The sequence below is a fragment of the Streptomyces sp. HM190 genome (genome assembly GCF_009857135.1).
GTDB classification, from domain to species: Bacteria; Actinomycetota; Actinomycetes; order Streptomycetales; family Streptomycetaceae; genus Streptomyces; species Streptomyces heilongjiangensis.
The window spans coordinates 6,785,408-6,802,142 of the sequence record NZ_CP047318.1 but is presented as its reverse complement, the minus strand read 5'-3'; the positions used below and the strand labels follow the sequence as shown (position 1 = coordinate 6,802,142).

Here is a 16,735-nt window from a genome sequence, read left to right as displayed (position 1 = left end):
CTTATGCCCGGTCCGCCGACGGGTGCCCGGAAGCAGAGCCCGGGGCCCGGACCGTCGGCTACGGCCGCTGCCCCGGGAACGCGCCGAGCCGCTCGAACCGCTCCTGCACGTTCGCGGCGAAGGCCTGCTGCTCGGCGCCGGCGAAGGCCTGCCCGGTGACGTTCATGGCGACCGTCAGCACACCGCTGATGGGCGCGCCCGGCGAGGTGCGCACGGGGGTGCACAGGAAGTCGAACTCCTGGGGCTGCGGGTAGTCGTACGTGCCGAGGTGCGCGCGGGAGAGGGTGGCCGCGCGGCCGCTGTGGAAGGCGTCGTCCATGGCGTTGAAGACGCCGACGGCGTCCAGGTGGGGCAGGGCGAGCCGGCCCGGACTGAACTGCGGGACCATGCCGAAGGCCTGGCCCTGCTTGCCGTTGGCGTAGCGCAGCAGGTGGCTGGGCCCCTCGGTGAGCATGATGGGGAAGGGGGCGCCGTCGAAGACCGCGAACAGCTCCTGCTGCTGGGCGAGCAGGCTGTCACGCAGCTTGAAGTCGGCGAGCAGGGTCTCGGAGAGCTCCTGCATGGCCTCGCGCAGCCGGCGGTCCCACTGGCGGGGTTCGAAGTCGGCGACGCAGACCGTGCCGAGGATCATGCCGGTGTTGTCGCGCAGCGGGGTGCCGAGGTACGAGCGGACGCCCAGGTCGTTGACGAGGGCGTTGCCCTTGAACCTGGGGTAGTCGAACACGTCGTCCAGGGCGAGCTGGGACCCCTGGGCGACCACATGGGGACAGAAGCCGTAGTCGCCCGGCGCCTCACGGGACAGTTCGCTCAGGTCGAAGGGGATGGCCGGGCTGTCGGGGCCGACCTTCTCGCCGGAGGACGAGGTCGGGATGTACATGCCGCGGAACATCTGCCGCTCGTCGTTGATGAAGTTCACCATGGCCAGGGGGGAGCCGGTGAAGCTCGCGGCGAGCCGGGCCACCCGGTCGAAGGTGGCTTCCGCTTCCACGCTGTTGAGGCCGAGCACCTGCAGCCGTAGCCTGCGCTGTTCGCTCGCGCGGAGTGCCTGGTCGGATGAGGTCAGGGGATCCATACCGCAGATGAAAGCAGAATCTCGGACTCCACGGTTGACCACGGCCGTTAATTTCTGCCCCGGATGCCTCACACACAACGGCGCTGCCTCTAGGCTGACTTGGTGGACGGTGCCACCGACGGCCCTGACGGACCCCCTGCCTCACGGGCCCCACACTGTCGGCCAACCCGGGATCCTGTCCAAAATTCTCCAAGTTTCAACCTTCGGCGATCACTTCCCGCCAAACCTTGAACGACAATCGAGCGGAAACGATTTTGCGTACGACAATCGTCCGGTGGTCCGGTTTTCGACGGTCGTGCGGGTGGTTCCGGCTGAACGAGAGGGTGTTGAGCGGTGGGGCGAGTGCGGTTCGGACTACGGGCCCCCGGACTCACATGTGGGCTGGAACACCCTTCCGCCCAAGACGTTTTCGCGCCAAGATCCACTGAGCGCACAGCGCCGCAGTACAGCATCCGGGACGGTCGGCCGCCGTTCCGGTGAGGGACCTGTCGACGACAGGTGCCGGGGCCTGTCCCGACAGGCCTGAGTGAGGGCGTCCCGCCCCGCTGCTCCACGGGGGACCCGGTACGAGGACGTTCGGGTGGTCACATCAGACTCATGAACCTGAGACATGCTCAACATCCGCCGGACTCGGCGACCCCGGGGCCACGCGGAGGTCGAGCGCGCCATCACACAGGCACATCGACGCAACTGCGAAGGAGAGGTCCGTTGAAGAAGTCGGACGTGGACGCACGGTCCGTGGCAGTGATCGGCATGGCCTGCCGGCTCCCGGGGGCCGCCGGGACCGACGAACTGTGGAAGCTGCTGCGCGACGGCGTGGACGCCACCAGCGAGACCCCACCGGAACGTTACGACGTGGACGCCCTGCACGATCCACGGCCGGGCCCCGGCAAACTGGCCAGCAGGCGCGCCGGATATGTGGAGGTGGCGGAGTTCGACGCCGAGTTCTTCGGACTGTCCGCCACCGAGGCGGTGGAACTCGACCCGCAGCAGCGCCTGTTGCTGATGACCACCTGGGAGGCGCTGGAGGACGCGGGCCAGCGGCCGGACGCCCTGGCGGGCAGCCGTACCGGCGTCTTCGTGGGCAACGCCCGCGCCGACTACCTGGAGCGTGCCCTGCGGCGCGGCCCCGACGGGGTGACCGCCGCCCAGCTGCACAACTTCCGCTCGCTGCTGTCGGCGAGGCTCTCCCACTTCTTCGACCTCCGCGGCCCCAGCATGGTCGTGGACACGGCGTGCTCGTCCTCGCTGACCGCCGTGCACAGCGCCGTGCAGAGCCTGCGCGCCAGGGAGATCCCGCTGGCCGTGGTCGCCGGCGTGAACCTCAAGCTCCGCCCCGACGAGGGCCAGGTGATGACGGCGGCCGGGGGCATGTCCGCCGACGGGCGCAGCAGGTTCGGTGACGCGAGCGCCGACGGGCACGCGCCCAGCGACGCCGTCGCCGTCGTGGTGCTCAAGCCCCTCGCCGACGCGGTCGCCGACGGGGACCGGATCCGCGCCGTCATCCAGGGCAGCGCCCTCGGCAACGACGGCGGGACCAGCGACTCGGTGCTCAACCCCTCCCTCACCGGCCAGCTCGACGTGCTGCGCTGGGCGTACGAGGACGCCGGGATCGACCCCGCCGACGTCGACTACGTCGAGGCGCACGGCTCCGGCTCCCCCGTGCTCGACCCCCTGGAGCTGACCGCGCTCGGCCGGGTGCTGGGCGAGGGGCGCCCGGCGGAACGGCCGCTGCTGGTGGGCTCGGTGAAGTCGAACATCGGTCACACGGAGGCGGCGGGCGGACTGGCCGGGCTGATCAAGGCGGTGCTCTGCCTGGAGCACGGCGAGATCCCGGCCAGCCTCCATGTGGAGACCCCCAACCCGGCGGTCGCCTGGGACGAGCTGCCACTGGAGATACCCCGCTCGTCACGGGCCCTGCCCGACCTCGGCCGTCCCGCGGTCGTCGGCGTGTCCGGTCAGGGCTCCTCCGCGCTCAACGCCCATGTGGTGCTGCGTCAGGCCGAGCCCGCCAAGGAGACCTTCAAGGAGAGGCTCATGGCGGCGCTGTCGATCACCACCTACGTGCTCCCGCTCTCCGCCCGGACGCCCGCCGCGCTGGACGCGCTGGCCCGGTCGTACGCGGAGTACCTCGACACCGGGGGCGCGGGCGCCGGGTACCCGGTGCGGGACATCTGCTTCAGCGCCGCGCTCCGCCGCCGCCACCACGAGCACCGGATGGCGGTGTCCGGCGCCACGCACGCGGAGCTGGTGGCCGCGCTCACCGGGACGCCGGGCGCGCACGCCGCGCAGGCCACCCGGGAGGTCGCCGACCGCTACCGCGCGGGCGAGGAGGTGGACTGGGAGAAGGAGTTCAAGGACTTCAAGAAGGGCGCCCGCTACGTCCCCCTGCCCCACTACCCGTGGCAGACCAAGCGGTACTGGCCCGGGGAGAGCGCCGACGGCGGCGGGGACCTGGAGAGCGACCTGTCGTCCTGGCTGCTGCGGGAGCACGCCCGCACCGGCTTCGACGACGGCTCCACCCTGACCGAGATCGGCATCGACTCGCTCGCCCGGCTCCGCATCGTGGTGGAGCTGACCAGGCGGTCGGGCCAGGAGGTCGACCCGGAGGAGTTCGGCCGCCTGCGCACGGTCGGGGAACTACGCGAGTGGACCCGTGAGTTGGAGGCCGCGGCCCGATGAGCACCCGTCCCGGGGTCGGCACGTCCGATCCGCACAGACCCGGCCCGGCGGCGTCCGGGCGGAGCGCCGACCCGCAGACCCTGTACGGCTGGTTCGCCCGCTCCGCCGAGGAGTTCGCCGACGAGGTCGCGCTGGAGGTCGAGGACCGGCGGCTGACCTACGCCGAGCTGCGGCGGCTCGCCGAGGGGATCGCCGCCCGGCTGCTCACGGCGGCGGGGGGTGGGCGGCCCCGGCGGATCGGGCTGCTGGCGAGCCGCTCGGTCGCCGCGTACGCCGGGTACCTCGCGATCCAGCGGGCGGGGGCCACCGTGGTCGCCCTCAACCCGGAGCACCCGGCGGGCCGCACCGCCGGGATCGTCCGGGCGGCGGAGCTGGACCTGGTCCTCACGGACACCGCGGACGGGGACCCGGGGGTGCCCCGCGTCGTCCTGGACGAGTCGGGGCTGGCGGCGATCGCCGCGGAGCCCCGGCCGGACACGGAGTGGCCCCGGGTGGACCCGGACGACCTGGCGTACATCATCTTCACCTCGGGTTCGACCGGGGCGCCGAAGGGCGTGCCGATCACCCACCGGAACATCTCCGCCAACCTCGGTCATGTGGCGCCCCGGTACGGCGTCGGGCCCGGCAGCCGGATGTCCCAGACGTTCGAGCTGACCTTCGACGCCTCGGTGCACGACCTGTTCGTGGCCTGGGCGGGCGGGGCGACCCTGGTGGTGCCGGCCCGCAGCCAGCTGCTGTCGCCGGTGAAGACCGTCAACACCCTGCGGCTGACGCACTGGTTCTCGGTGCCGTCGCTCATCACCTTCGCCTCCCGCCTCGGCACCCTGAAGCCGGGCAGCATGCCCACCCTGCGGTGGACGGTGTTCGGCGGCGAGCCGCTGTCCCTGGCCGCGGCCCGCGAGTGGCGGGAGGCCGCCCCGAACAGCGAGCTCGACGTGCTGTACGGGCCGACGGAGCTGACCATCTCCTGCACCGGCTACCGCTTCCCCGCGAACCTCGCCGACTGGCCCGAGACCCCGAACGGCACGGCGCCGATCGGCCGGTGCTTCCCCACCCTGGACTTCCTGCTCCTGGACGAGGACGGCGAGCCCGCCGACACCGGGGAACTGTGCATGCGCGGTCCGCAGCGCTTCCCCGGCTACCTCGACCCGGCGAACGACGCGGGCCGTTTCGTGCCCGCCGACGACGGCGGCGCGGCCGGCACCGGCACGGTCGGCGAGGCCGACTGGTACCGCACCGGCGACCGGGTCGCCCTGCGCGACGGGCAGCTGATCCACCTCGGGCGCACCGACCACCAGGTGAAGATCCGCGGCCATCGCATCGAACTCGGTGAGATCGAGGCGATGCTGCGGGAGCAGGACGGGGTGCGGGAGGCGGTCGTGCTCGCGGTGCCGGCCGCCGACGGCGAGCCGGAGCTGGAGGCCGCCGTCAGCGGCACCGGCTGCGACCCGGGCCGGCTGTTCGCCGCACTCGGCTCCCGGCTCCCTCCCTATATGCTGCCGCGCCGGATCACCGTCCTCGACGAGCTGCCGCTCAACCCCAACGGCAAGATCGACCGCCGCGCCCTCCTCACCGACCTCACCCGCCCCCGCTGACCCTCCCCAGATCCCTCCGACATCTCCCCGCTCTCCCCGGAACCCTCACCCGGACCGGGAGCGACCGCGCCACCCCCTGGGGAGCGATGAAGTGGACGCTCTCCTTCCCGCCCGCCCGTCTCCCGGCCCCGGCCGCCCGACCCGCCTTCCCGGTCCACACTCCGTCCCGATCCCCGCCCACCCGACTACCTGACCACCCGACCACCCGAACCGCCCACCCGCCCCCGGGGCCGGCTCGACCACGGCCCCGACCCCACCCGACTCTCCGATCCCGTCATCCATGAACCCCCGAAGTCGCCCGGTCCCCCCACCCACCGCGCACCGCCCCCTCCGCCGGGGCGTCCGGACGCGGCCAGGGGGCGTCCGCACGCGCTTCTCGGGGGTTTTCGCGTTCCCGGAGGGACCGGCCGCACGTGGTGTGCCGGTCCCCACCCCCTCGCCGGCGCCTCCACCCCCACCGCCGGCGCGTCCGCTCCCCTTCCGACATTCACCTATGTAGTGAGGCCCACATGTTCGACGCCATCGTGGTAGGAGCGCGCTGCGCCGGAGCCCCGACCGCCATGCTGCTGGCCCGCGCCGGCCACCGCGTCCTCCTGCTCGACAAGGGGGTCTTCGGCTCGGACACCCTGTCCACCCACCTCATCCACCAGCCGGGGGTAGCCGCCCTCGCCCGCTGGGGCCTCCTCGACGCCGTGCGCGCCACCGGCTGCCCCCCGCTCGACCGGGTGAGCTACGAGGTGGCGGACATACGGCTGGAGGGCTGCGCCCGCGGCGTGGAGGGACAGCGCGCCGCGTACGCGCCCCGGCGCCGGGTCCTGGACCCGGTCCTGGTGGAGGCGGCGGTCGCGTCCGGCGTCGAGTACCGGGAGAAGTGCGTGGTCACCGGCCTGCTGCACGACGCCGCCGGCCGGGTCGTCGGCGTGGAGGGCAGACACGACGGCCGGCCCTTCAGCGAGCGTTCCCACCTGGTCGTCGGCGCCGACGGCATGCGCTCCACCGTCGCCGACCTCGCGAAGTCCCCGTTCACCGTCGAGGACGAGCGGCTGACCTGCGCGTACTACGCCTACTACACCGACGTTCCGGCGTCGTTGGAGCTGTACGAGAGCACCGGGTCCTGGGTGGCGGCCGTCGCCACCAACGACGACGCGACCCTCGTCCTGGCCTACTTCCCGCAGTCCCGCTTCGACGAGATCCGCGCCGACGCCGGCTCGGCGTACCTGGAGCAGATCCGCACCACCGCGCCCGCCCTGTACGAACGGATCGCGGGCCGGGAGCCGGTCGAACGCCTGCGCGGAACGGGCGACCAGCAGAACTTCTTCCGGCAGGCGGCCGGGCCCGGCTGGGCACTGGTCGGGGACTCCGGCCACCACAAGGACTCGATCACCGCCCGCGGCATCACTGACGCGTTTCACCAAGCGGAATCGCTGACGAGGCACGCCGGTCCGCGTCTCGACGGCGACCCGGCGGCCCTCGACGCGGCGCTCCAGGCGTACGCCGAGGAGCGTGACACCGCTCTCACTCCGGGGTACGAGGCGACCCTGGGGGTTGCCCGACTGGAGCCCCACGAGCAACGATTGTCCCTGTTGCGGGCCGTGCGACAGGACCCGGAACTGACGTCCATCTACTTCGACACGGTGGCCGGTATCGGATCGGCGAGCGCCCTGTACACCCCCAAGTTGCTCGCCCTTTTGTGATCTTCGTCAACTCATGCCCACGAACGGGTAGTTGCGTCAAGCGGATGCTGACGGTCCGGCGCGGGGCCTGATACGGTTCCACACGGCCGCTGACATTTGCCGACGGCGTGTCAAGTCGGCGCACAGGGGGGATGTCGGACAATACGCGCCACCCCTGACCGCCATCGGATTTTCGCTGTCGTACGAGGAATCAGATGCCAGGCACCCGCGACCGGCGGACACGTCATCGGTCCGCCTCTCGCACACCCCTCCGGTACTCGTTCGTCGTGCCGTTCGTCGTGCCCGCGGTCCTCGCCACGGGAATCTGGGGCTACACGGCGGCCGGACTGGTCGACGAGCAGATCCAGTTGTGGGCCGAGTCGGACCGGGCGACCTCCGTCGCCGCACCCGCGCAGACCGTGCTGTCCCGCCTCCAGGAGGAGCGCCGGCTCACCGCCGTGTGGCAGACGAGCCGCGCCGGGTCGGACCGTTCGAAGCTGGACGCGGCCCGGGAGAAGACGGACGCCGCGGTCACCTCGTACCGCAAGGCGTCCATGGACGCGCTCGACACCCACCGCCTGCGGAACCTGGCGGAGAAGCTGGACGGCGCGCTGGGCGACCTGGCGGACCGGCGGTCCGCGATCGACGACCGGGAACTAGACGGCGACGGCGCCTTCCAGTACTTCACCGGGGCCGTACAGGCCGGGGTGAACCTGTTCGGCGCCGCCGTGAGCAGCGACGACGGGAACCGCGCGCACTCCACCGAGGCCACCACGGCGGTCGTACGGCTCACCGAGATGCTCTCCCGCGAGGACGCGCTGATCTCCGGCGCGCTCCCCTCACGCAGGCTGACCCCGCAGGGGCGCACCCGCTTCTCCCAGTACCTGGCGATCCAGCAGGAGATCCGCTCGGCGCTCAACGCCCGTGACCTGCCCGCCGGAGGCGCCGCCTCCTACGGGGAGATCACCGACAGCGCGCAGTGGACCACCGTCGGCGTCGTCGAGGACGCCGTGACCAACGGTGAGGGCACCGCCCTGCCCCGGCAGGCACCGTCCTGGCCCGGCGCGAGCGAGGACGTCATCGGTGATCTGCGGTCACTGGGCGCCGAGTCCGTGCGGGGCATCGCCGACGCCGGTTCGGAACGTGCCGAGGACCTGCTCCTGGCCACCCTGCTGGGGTCCGCCGCCACCCTGGCCGCGCTGACCGCCGGGGCCCTGCTGGCCGCCCGGGGCCGGCGCTCCACGCTGCGCCGGATCTCCGACCTCCAGCGCCGGACCGAGGAGCTGTCGGACGTCTGGCTGCCGCAGCTGCTGGCCCGAATAGAGCGAGGCGAGCGGATGGAGCCCGACTCCCTCGCCGTCTCCCGCCCGTCCTCGGCGGACGAGATGGAGCGGCTGGCCGGCGCCATCGAGCACCTGGGGCGGGTCGCCGCGGAGAGCGCGCTGCGCCAGAGCCTCGGCCGGGAGGGCTCGGAGAAGGTCTTCGCCCAGCTGATCCGCCGGACGCAGATCCTGATCCACCGCCTCATCTCGCTCCTGGACGACCTGGAGCGCAAGCACGAGGACTCCGACCTGCTGAAGGACATCTTCAAGGTCGACCACCTCGCCACGCGTGTCCGCCGGCACGCGGAGAACCTGGTGATCCTCTCCGGTTCGCCGCCCACCCGCCGGATGACCGCGCCCGTCTCCATCACCGACGTGATGCGCAGCGCGGTCGCGGAGACCGAGGCGTACACCCGGGTCAAGATCAAGAACCAGCCGGCCGACCGGCGGCTCGCCCTGACCGGGCGGGCCGTGTCGGACGTGACGCATCTGCTCGCCGAACTCATCGAGAACGGCACCAGCTTCTCGCCGCCGGACACCCAGGTGTTCGTCAGCGCCACCAGGGTCGCCAAGGGCCTGGCCATCCATGTCGAGGACCACGGCCTGGGTGTGCCGGAGGAGCTGCGGCACAAGGCGAACCACCTCCTCGCCCACCCGCCGAAGCTCGACATGACCGCTCTGGGCGAGGACCCGCGCCTCGGGCACTTCGTGGTGGCGCGGCTCGCCGAGCGCAACAACGTCAAGGTGGAGCTGCGCGAGTCGGTCTACGGCGGCACACTCGTCGTCGTGCTGCTGCCGGCGGACCTCCTGGAGGAGGTGGACTCTCCGGTCCTCGACCAGCTCACGTCGGCGGCCGCCGCGTCGAACATGGCGGCGGTGTCCTCCTCCGGCGGTGAGCGGACCGGGCTCGGCGGGGGCGGGCACGCCGTCTCCGACGTGTCCGGGCCGCAGGGTGCCGGGGTGCTCGCCGGTGTGGGTGCCGGTGTCGTCTCCGGTGCCGGTGCCGTCTCCGGTGCCGGCGGCGCCGACCCGCTGACGGCCCCCGGGAACCTGCTGACGGACACACGGATGCCGGACCACAGCGGGTTCCCCGATTACGGAGGTGCCGGTCTGCTGCCACCAGAATCGGCGCCCCCGACACCCCGTTCCGTGGGCACCACCGACTGGGCTCCCCCGCAGGAGCCCGCCCCGCACCACAGCGTGCCCACCGGGCAGACCACGACGCCGCACACCACGATGACCGGTGGGGGCGGCGCGGCCGGTACGGCACACCAGGGTCCGGGCGCCGGGTACGGCGGCGGATCCGAGTACGGTTCCGGCACCCGGATGAGCGCCGGAACGGAGTACGGGACCGGGACCGGTCCCCAGTACGGAAGCGGAGGCGGTGCCGGGCTCGGGCCCGCCACCTCCGGGTCGGGTGCCATGACCGGGCACTCCTCCCGCGCCGCGTCCGGCCGGGACACCTCCTCCGGTCCCCTGACCACGCCCCAGGTCCTGCCCCAGCGGACCCGGGGTGCGAGCCTCGCACAGCAACTCCGCAAGGAAGCCGCGGACGGTCTGCGGGAAGGCGACACCGAGGCGGGGCTCTCCCCCGACGCCTCGGCCCGCGCCATGATCGCAATCCAGCAGGGGCTGAAGCGGGCCCGGCTCTCCGAGCCGGGCGGGCCGGACGGCAGCGACGACCGGCAGGCACCACCGCGCGGCCCCGGCGCCACCTGACGGGCGCTTTCCCCCCGGCGCCCCACCCCCCGGCGCACCCCCCCATGGCGCCACCTGACCGGCGCTTCCCCTGGCGCCGACTAACTGTGAGGAACATTCAGCAATGACTGAGCAGGTACAACCCGGTCCCCAGCTGGACTGGCTCCTGGACGGACTCGTCGAGCGGATTCCGGAGATCCGCTGCGCCGTGGTGCTGTCCGGGGACGGCCTTCTCATCGGAAAGTCGAGGGACATCCGGCGTGACGACGCCGAGCACCTGTCCGCCGTCGGTTCCGGCATGCACAGCCTCGCCCGGGGCGTGGCACGCCACTTCCACGGCGGCGAGGTACAGCAGACCGTCATCCAGATGGAGCGGGCCTTCCTCTTCGTGACGGCCGCCGGCCGGGGCGCGCGGCTGGCCGCGATCGCGTCGGAGGAGGTGGACGTCGGCATGATGGCGTTCGAGATGGGCACTCTGGTCAAGCAGGTCGGCAAGTACCTGAGTGCCGCACCACGCGTGGAGGCCCCGTCCGGTTACGTCCAGGATGCGTGAGCCACGATGGCTCGACGATGAGCAGGCCGGACGTCATGTCCGGCCGTACGCCATCACCGGTGGCCGCACCCGCCACAGCAGACACCACTTCACGCTGATCACCCTGGTGGTCTCCCGGTTCACCCATGAGTCGGAGCAGGACCACTTAGAGCCGGAGGCCATGGCGATCCTCGCGCTGTGTCGCGAACGGGCCGTCGCGGTGGCCGAGATCGCGGGGACGCTGGATCTGCCGGTGAGTGTGGTGAAGGTGCTCTGTGGCGACCTCCTCAACGCCGAGCTGATCATTGTCCAGTCCCCGCCCGCGCTGACCGAGCAGCCGAGCGTGGATCTGATCGAAAGGGTGATGGATGGTATCCGTCAGCTCTGAGCCGCTCCTTCCCACCGCCTTGAAGATCCTCATCGCGGGCGGTTTCGGTGTCGGCAAGACCACGATGGTGGGCTCGGTGAGTGAGGTCGCCCCGCTGGAGACCGAGGAGCGCATCACCACGGCGAGCGTGGGTGTGGACGACCTCGCGGGCGTCGAGAAGAAGACCTCGACCACCGTCGCCATGGACTTCGGCCGCATCACCATCTCCCCGGAGCTGGTGCTCTACCTGTTCGGTACGCCGGGCCAGGACCGTTTCTGGTTCATGTGGGACGACCTGTCGATGGGCGCGCTGGGGGCCGTGGTCCTCGCCGACACCCGCCGTCTGGACGCGTCGTTCGCCTCGATCGACTTCTTCGAGTCCCGCGACATCCCGTTCGCCGTCGGCGTCAACTGCTTCGACGGCCGCAGGGAGGCGACGGCCGAGCAGGTGCGCCACGCCCTCGACCTCGACCCGTCGACGCCGGTCGTGCTGTGCGACGTGCGGGAGCGCCAGTCCAGCAAGACGGTCCTGCTGGCGGTGCTCGAAGCGGCCCGCGCGCAGGCGGAGGCCCGGCTCGCGGCGAGCGGACTGCTCTGACTGACGGCCCCGCCCTCGTGGGCGGGGCCGACGGGGCGGTCGCCCACTCCTCCGCGCCGCTCAGGTCTCCAGCTCGGCGGCGCGGGCGAGGAGTTCGGCGCGGCCGATCGCGTCGGTGCGGGTCGAGGGGACCGTGCAGGCGTACGCGCCGGCGATGGCGCCGAAGAGGCCGCACCGGTGCGGTGGTTCGCCGGTGAGGCGCCCGAAGAGGTAGCCCGCCGCGAACGCGTGCCCGGCGCCGTTGGAGTCCACGACCGGCGCGGGCGGGGGCACCGCGGGGACACGGCTGAGCACACCGTCGGCCAGTTGGTACGCGCCGTCGGCGCCCGCCGTGGCCACGACCACCCGGGCCCGGCCGCGTGCGGCGATCCGGCGCATCGTCGCCTCCGGGTCGGCGAGCGCGGCGGCCGACAGGAACACCACGTCCGCCGCGTGGGCGAACGGCTCGTGGTAGGGGTTGACGCCGTCCCAGTCGTGCAGGTCCGTCGAGACGCTCGCCCCGGTCTCCCGCAGCAGCGGCAGGGACGCGGCGCACGGCGCGGTGATGCAGACGTGCACGTGGTGGCTGGCGCGGGCGAGGGCCCGGACGGTCTGTGGTGGCAGTTCGTCGGCCTCCTGGCCGCGGCTGCCGTCGTAGAGCGAGCTGCGGCGCCCGTCGGGGCCGACCAGGTTCACGGCGCGTCGGGTGCCGCCGGGCAGGGGTGCCTCGGTGAGCGGGATGCCGCGGTCGCGGTGGAGCGCGCGCACCAGGTCGCCCTCGTGGTCGTCGCCGAGCAGGTCCAGATGGTGCGTGCGCAGGCCCAGGGCGTGCACGGCGACCGCCAGGAAGTCCCCGGTCTGTCCGGCTCTGGTCTCGATGGCCGGAACGAGATGACTGTCCGCGAACGGCAGCGGCAGTTCGGGCACGTGGACGATGGTGTCGACGCCGGAACCGCCCAGCACCAGGACGTCGGTCTCGGACTCGGTGCTCACCGTGCTTCCCTCCCACCGTACGCAGAGGGAAGCGTAACCCCGGCTGTGCGGTCCCGAGGCGTGCGGCCCCGGGCTGTGTGGGGTCCCGGTGGAAGGTCAGGCCGTCGGAGGGGCGGGCTCGGCGGTTTCCCGGCCCTCCGACGGCAGTTCTGCCCAGACGACGCGACCGGACCGTTGTGGGGTCTCGTCGACCCCCCAGTCGCTGCTGAGCATGCCGACCAGCATGAGCCCGCGTCCGTTCTGGTCGTCGGGTCCCGGTCGGCGTCGGGCGGGCTGGGCGGAACCGCGGTTCTGGTCCTCGACCTCGATGCGGAGCCGCTGCCCGGTGAGGTGCAGCCGACACACGATCCACTCGGTCGTGGTGTGGGTCAGCGCGTTGGTGACGAGTTCGGAGGTGATGAGGAGGGCGTCCTCGCGGACGTCCGGGGTCACTCCCCACCCTTCGAGCAGTTCGCGGACACTTCTACGTGCCTCGCCCGCCGACACGGGCACCGCGGGCAGCCCGAACACGCCCGCCCTGTGGGGCTCGTAGACCGCCGTCGGGGCGGGTGGGTACAGGGCCGGAGGTAACCGGTCCGACGACTGGGGGAGGAGGGGCGGAGCCATCGCCGTACGCCTTTCGTGGGCTCTTCGCACCGTCGGGGGTGCCGGTGCCACGGCCGGCCTCGCCCTGTGCCGCAAAGGTCGTGCAACTCGCGGCGCACAGAGCTGAGTTGCGGCCACATCTCCCCCAACCTGGCCGCGCAGCCTCAGTGTTCACCGAGGCCGTGGCGGTGGTCCCACTCTGGCATCCGTGAACAACACCTCGCAACCGGCAAGTTGAAATTTGCAAAACGACGATCGCAGGAGGTCTACGTTCGCGCCAAGATCGTGTCAGACTGCGTCATCGAGGCAAGGAGGTGGGCGTGACCGCGGAGACCGACTGGGGCGGAGCCCCCTCCGTACTGCGCATGATCCTCGGCCGGCAGCTGGAGGAACTGCGCACCCGCGCCGGCCTCACGTTCGAGCAGGCCGGTGAGGCGATCGGGGTGAGCCACTCCACGATCCGCCGGATGGAGGCCGCCAAGGTCGCCCGGCTGCGCCTGCCGGACGTGGAGAAACTGCTCCAGGTCTACGGGGTGAGCGACCAGCAGGAGATCGAGACCTTCCTCAAGTCGGTCCGCGAGGCCAACAAGCGCGGCTGGTGGCACACCTACCGGGACGTCCTGCCCGACTGGTTCGCCGCCTATCTGAGCCTGGAGCAGGCGGCGCTCCAGATCCGCGCGTACGAGGCGCAGTTCGTGCACGGGCTGCTGCAGACCGAGGCGTACGCGCGCGCCCTGCTGGGCGCGGGCAATCCGCACGCGGCGACGGAGGCGACCGAGCGCCGGGTGGCGTTGCGGATGCGCCGCCAGGAACTGCTCGCGCGGGAGCAGCCGCCGCGGCTGTGGGTGGTGATGGACGAGACGGTGCTCCGCTGGCCGGTGGGCGGACCGGACGTGATGCGTGCCCAGATCGACCATCTGATCGAGATGAACCGGCTGCCGCACGTGACGGTGCAGCTGATGCCGTTCCGGAACGGCCCGCATCCGGCGATGCGGGCCGGTGCGTTCCATCTCTTCCGGTTCAGGGCGCCCGAGTTGCCGGACATCGTGTACCTCAACGGTCTGGTGGGCGCCGTGTACCTCGACAAGGGGGACGACGTCGTCGTCTACCGCGAGGCCATGGACCGGCTGGGCGCGCAGTCCGCGCCGCCCCGCAAGACCGAGGCCCTCCTCGGCGCCCTACGCAAGGAGCTCTGACGTGCACCACGACGTGTCCCAGGACGTGCGCCACTCGATACGAGACATCCGCGACATCCACGACGTACGCAACGGCATGCCGGCCCGCGACCTCGGCGCCCAGGACTGGCGCCGCCCCTGGAGCGACGACGCGGGCGGCGCCTGCGTGGAGGTGAAGAAGCTGGCCGACGGCCGGGTCGCCGTACGCCAGTCGACCGATCCGGACGGCCCGGCGCTGGTCTTCACCCCGCGGGAGATGACCACGTTCCTGACCGGGGTGAAGGCGGGAGCGGCCGACTTCCTGCTGTGAACACCCTTTCTGCGAAACTGTGTTGACGCACCACTTGCCGAACCCGGGGTCCGGTGCACGCCGGACCCCGACATCACCCGACCGCGCACCTGGACCGAACGACCTGATGGGAGGGGCGGCGTTGCCCGACAACGGATGGCCGGCCGACCGGATCGACACCGAGCACGCGCATTCCGCGCGCATCTACGACTACATCCTCGGCGGCAAGGACTACTACCCGGCCGACAAGGAGGCCGGTGACGCGATGGCGCGCGAGTGGCCGGCCCTGCCGGTCCACATGCGCGCCAACCGCGACTGGATGAACCGCGCGGTGCGCTGGCTCACCGAGCAGGCCGGCATACGCCAGTTCCTCGACATCGGGACCGGCATCCCCACCTCCCCCAACCTCCACGAGATCGCCCAGTCGGTGGCCCCCGAGTCGCGGGTGGTCTACGTGGACAACGACCCCATCGTCCTCACCCTGTCCCAGGGGCTGCTGTCCAGCACGCCCGAGGGCAGGACCGCCTACATCGAGGCCGACTTCCAGGACCCGGAGACCGTCCTCGGCTCCCCCGAGTTCCTGGAGACCCTCGACCTGACCCGGCCGGTCGCGCTCACCGTGATCGCGATCGTCCACTTCGTCCTGGACGAGGACGACGCGGTGGGCATCGTGCGCCGGCTGCTCGAACCCCTGCCGTCCGGCAGCTACCTCGCGATGACCATCGGCACCGCCGAGTTCGCGCCGGAGGAGGTGGGCCGGGTCGCCCGCGAGTACGCGGCCCGCGACATGCCGATGCGGCTGCGCACCATCGACGAGGCCCACGAGTTCTTCCAGGGCCTGGAACTCGTGGAGCCGGGCATCGTCCAGGTGCACAAGTGGCACCCGGACGGCACCGGCGAGCAGGGCATCCGCGACGAGGACATCGCGATGTACGGGGCGATCGCCCGCAAGCCGTGACCTGGGGCGGCGCCGGGCGGCCGGGTCAGCGCGGGGCCGGCCCGGTGCTGCGGCGGACGACGAGTTCCACCGGCACGGTCTGTTCGGTCCGCGCCGGGGGCTCCTCCGTGTCGGCCGGGTCGTCCAGCTGGGTCAGGAGCAGGCGCAGGGACCGGGTGCCGATCTCGGAGAAGTCGGTGCGGACGGTCGTCAGCGGCGGCAGCAGATGCGCGGCCTCCGGGATGTCGTCGTAACCGACGACGCTCACGTCGTCCGGGACGCGGCGGCCCGCCTCGTGCAGGGCCCGCAGCAGTCCGAGGGCCATCTGGTCGTTGGAGACGAAGACGGCGGTGACGTCCGGGTCGTCCGCGAGCCGCCGCCCCAGGGCGTATCCGGAGTCGGCGCTCCAGTCCCCGACGAGCGGTGCGTGGACGGGGGCCCCGGCCCCGGTGAGGGTGTCGCGCCAGCTCGCGGCACGCCGGTCGGCGGAGGTCCAGCCGGTGGGGCCCGCGATGTGCCGGACCGTGGGGTGGCCGAGGCCCAGCAGGTGCTCGGTGGCGAGCCGTGCCCCGGCCCGGAAGTCCGAGGACACCACGGGGGTGCCGTCGCCGAGGCCGTTGTCGAGCATCACCAGCGGGGTGTCGGGGCGGGCGGCGGCGAGCGCCGTCGCCACCGGGCGCTGGGGGGCGATGGCGATGATCCCGTCGGCGCCCTCGGCGGACAGCCGGTCCACCGCCTGGACGACCGTGTCGCGGTCCGCGGTGTCCAGCGCGATGGAGCTGACCAGGTAGCCGGCGTCCTGGGCAGCGGTGTTGATCGCGGTGAGCGTGGACGCGGGCCCGTAGCGGGCCGCGTCGAACGAGATCACACCGAGCATGCGGGTACGGCCGCTGGCCAGGGAACGGGCGCTGCGGCTCGGGCGGTAGCCGAGGGCCCGCATCGCGGCCCGCACGGCCTCGCGGGTCTCTGGGCGTACGGCCGGGTGGTCGTTGAGGACGCGGGAGACCGTCTGCTTGGAGACGCCGGCGAGCCGGGCCACGTCGTCCATCACCGGCCGGGCGCCGGCGAAGTTCCGTCTGCTGCGGCTGCCGGTGGGTCTGGGGCCGCCGGCCGCGCCGCCGTTGGCCGCGGTGCCGTCCGTGGTGCTTCGGGGCATGCGGCGCTTCCTTCGTCGACAGGAGGGCGGGACGGGGTCCCGCCGGGGTTCACAGAATAGGTGCGGCGCCCGGGACGCCGGG

General features: G+C 72.3%; 14 protein-coding genes. 10 read left to right on the top strand and 4 right to left on the bottom strand.

What is annotated here, in order from left to right; genetic code table 11:
* Nucleotides 1-58 precede the first annotated feature (58 nt).
* Nucleotides 59-1,072 (bottom strand): GAF domain-containing protein, encoded by a 1,014-nt coding sequence (locus tag GSY65_RS29095; protein WP_159774198.1) that lies wholly within the window; start codon nucleotides 1,070-1,072, stop codon nucleotides 59-61.
* Between the two features lie 708 nt (nucleotides 1,073-1,780).
* Between GSY65_RS29095 and GSY65_RS29090 the strand changes: the two genes are divergently transcribed.
* The 7 genes from GSY65_RS29090 (at nucleotide 1,781) to GSY65_RS29060 (ending at nucleotide 11,539) form a co-directional block, all read left to right on the top strand.
* Nucleotides 1,781-3,754 (top strand): type I polyketide synthase, encoded by a 1,974-nt coding sequence (locus GSY65_RS29090; protein WP_236580105.1) that lies wholly within the window; start codon nucleotides 1,781-1,783, stop codon nucleotides 3,752-3,754.
* Complete coding sequence (locus GSY65_RS29085; RefSeq protein ID WP_159774194.1) at nucleotides 3,751-5,349, top strand: amino acid adenylation domain-containing protein; 1,599 nt, start codon at nucleotides 3,751-3,753, stop codon at nucleotides 5,347-5,349. The genes GSY65_RS29090 and GSY65_RS29085 overlap by 4 nt, the downstream gene beginning before the upstream one ends.
* Before the next feature lie 509 nt (nucleotides 5,350-5,858).
* A complete protein-coding gene (locus GSY65_RS29080) occupies nucleotides 5,859-7,043 on the top strand; it encodes an NAD(P)/FAD-dependent oxidoreductase (protein WP_159774193.1) in 1,185 nt (394 codons plus the stop codon).
* Between the two features lie 266 nt (nucleotides 7,044-7,309).
* Nucleotides 7,310-10,063 (top strand): sensor histidine kinase, encoded by a 2,754-nt coding sequence (locus GSY65_RS29075; RefSeq protein ID WP_159774191.1) that lies wholly within the window; start codon nucleotides 7,310-7,312, stop codon nucleotides 10,061-10,063.
* Between the two features lie 103 nt (nucleotides 10,064-10,166).
* On the top strand, nucleotides 10,167-10,595 hold the full coding sequence (locus tag GSY65_RS29070; RefSeq protein WP_159774189.1) for a roadblock/LC7 domain-containing protein: 429 nt from the start codon (nucleotides 10,167-10,169) through the stop codon (nucleotides 10,593-10,595).
* Nucleotides 10,588-10,962, top strand: a complete 375-nt coding sequence (locus GSY65_RS29065) for a DUF742 domain-containing protein (RefSeq protein ID WP_159774187.1) — start codon at nucleotides 10,588-10,590, stop codon at nucleotides 10,960-10,962. Before GSY65_RS29070 ends, GSY65_RS29065 begins: the two co-directional genes overlap by 8 nt.
* Nucleotides 10,943-11,539: a GTP-binding protein gene (locus GSY65_RS29060; RefSeq protein WP_159774185.1), complete on the top strand. Its 597-nt coding sequence runs from the start codon at nucleotides 10,943-10,945 to the stop codon at nucleotides 11,537-11,539. Before GSY65_RS29065 ends, GSY65_RS29060 begins: the two co-directional genes overlap by 20 nt.
* 60 nt (nucleotides 11,540-11,599) lie before the next feature.
* Here the strand turns inward: GSY65_RS29060 and GSY65_RS29055 are convergent, their stop codons facing one another.
* Entirely contained in the window at nucleotides 11,600-12,511 is a 912-nt protein-coding gene (locus tag GSY65_RS29055) for a PfkB family carbohydrate kinase (RefSeq protein ID WP_159774183.1), read from the bottom strand.
* A 96-nt stretch (nucleotides 12,512-12,607) separates the two neighbouring features.
* On the bottom strand, nucleotides 12,608-13,117 hold the full coding sequence (locus tag GSY65_RS29050; RefSeq protein ID WP_236580104.1) for an ATP-binding protein: 510 nt from the start codon (nucleotides 13,115-13,117) through the stop codon (nucleotides 12,608-12,610).
* Between the two features lie 299 nt (nucleotides 13,118-13,416).
* On the opposite strand from GSY65_RS29050, the gene GSY65_RS29045 reads away from it, so the two are divergent.
* From GSY65_RS29045 to GSY65_RS29035, 3 genes are all read left to right on the top strand, one after another.
* Nucleotides 13,417-14,292, top strand: a complete 876-nt coding sequence (locus tag GSY65_RS29045; RefSeq protein ID WP_159774181.1) for a helix-turn-helix domain-containing protein — start codon at nucleotides 13,417-13,419, stop codon at nucleotides 14,290-14,292.
* Between the two features lie 76 nt (nucleotides 14,293-14,368).
* Complete coding sequence (locus tag GSY65_RS29040; RefSeq protein ID WP_159776495.1) at nucleotides 14,369-14,581, top strand: DUF397 domain-containing protein; 213 nt, start codon at nucleotides 14,369-14,371, stop codon at nucleotides 14,579-14,581.
* A gap of 121 nt (nucleotides 14,582-14,702) precedes the next feature.
* Nucleotides 14,703-15,518: an SAM-dependent methyltransferase gene (locus GSY65_RS29035; RefSeq protein WP_159774179.1), complete on the top strand. Its 816-nt coding sequence runs from the start codon at nucleotides 14,703-14,705 to the stop codon at nucleotides 15,516-15,518.
* Nucleotides 15,519-15,543: 25 nt separating this feature from the next.
* Here the strand turns inward: GSY65_RS29035 and GSY65_RS29030 are convergent, their stop codons facing one another.
* Nucleotides 15,544-16,653 carry a LacI family DNA-binding transcriptional regulator gene (locus GSY65_RS29030; protein ID WP_159774177.1) on the bottom strand — a complete coding sequence of 370 codons (1,110 nt, stop codon included), beginning with the start codon at nucleotides 16,651-16,653 and terminating at the stop codon, nucleotides 15,544-15,546.
* Between the last annotated feature and the right edge of the window lie 82 nt (nucleotides 16,654-16,735).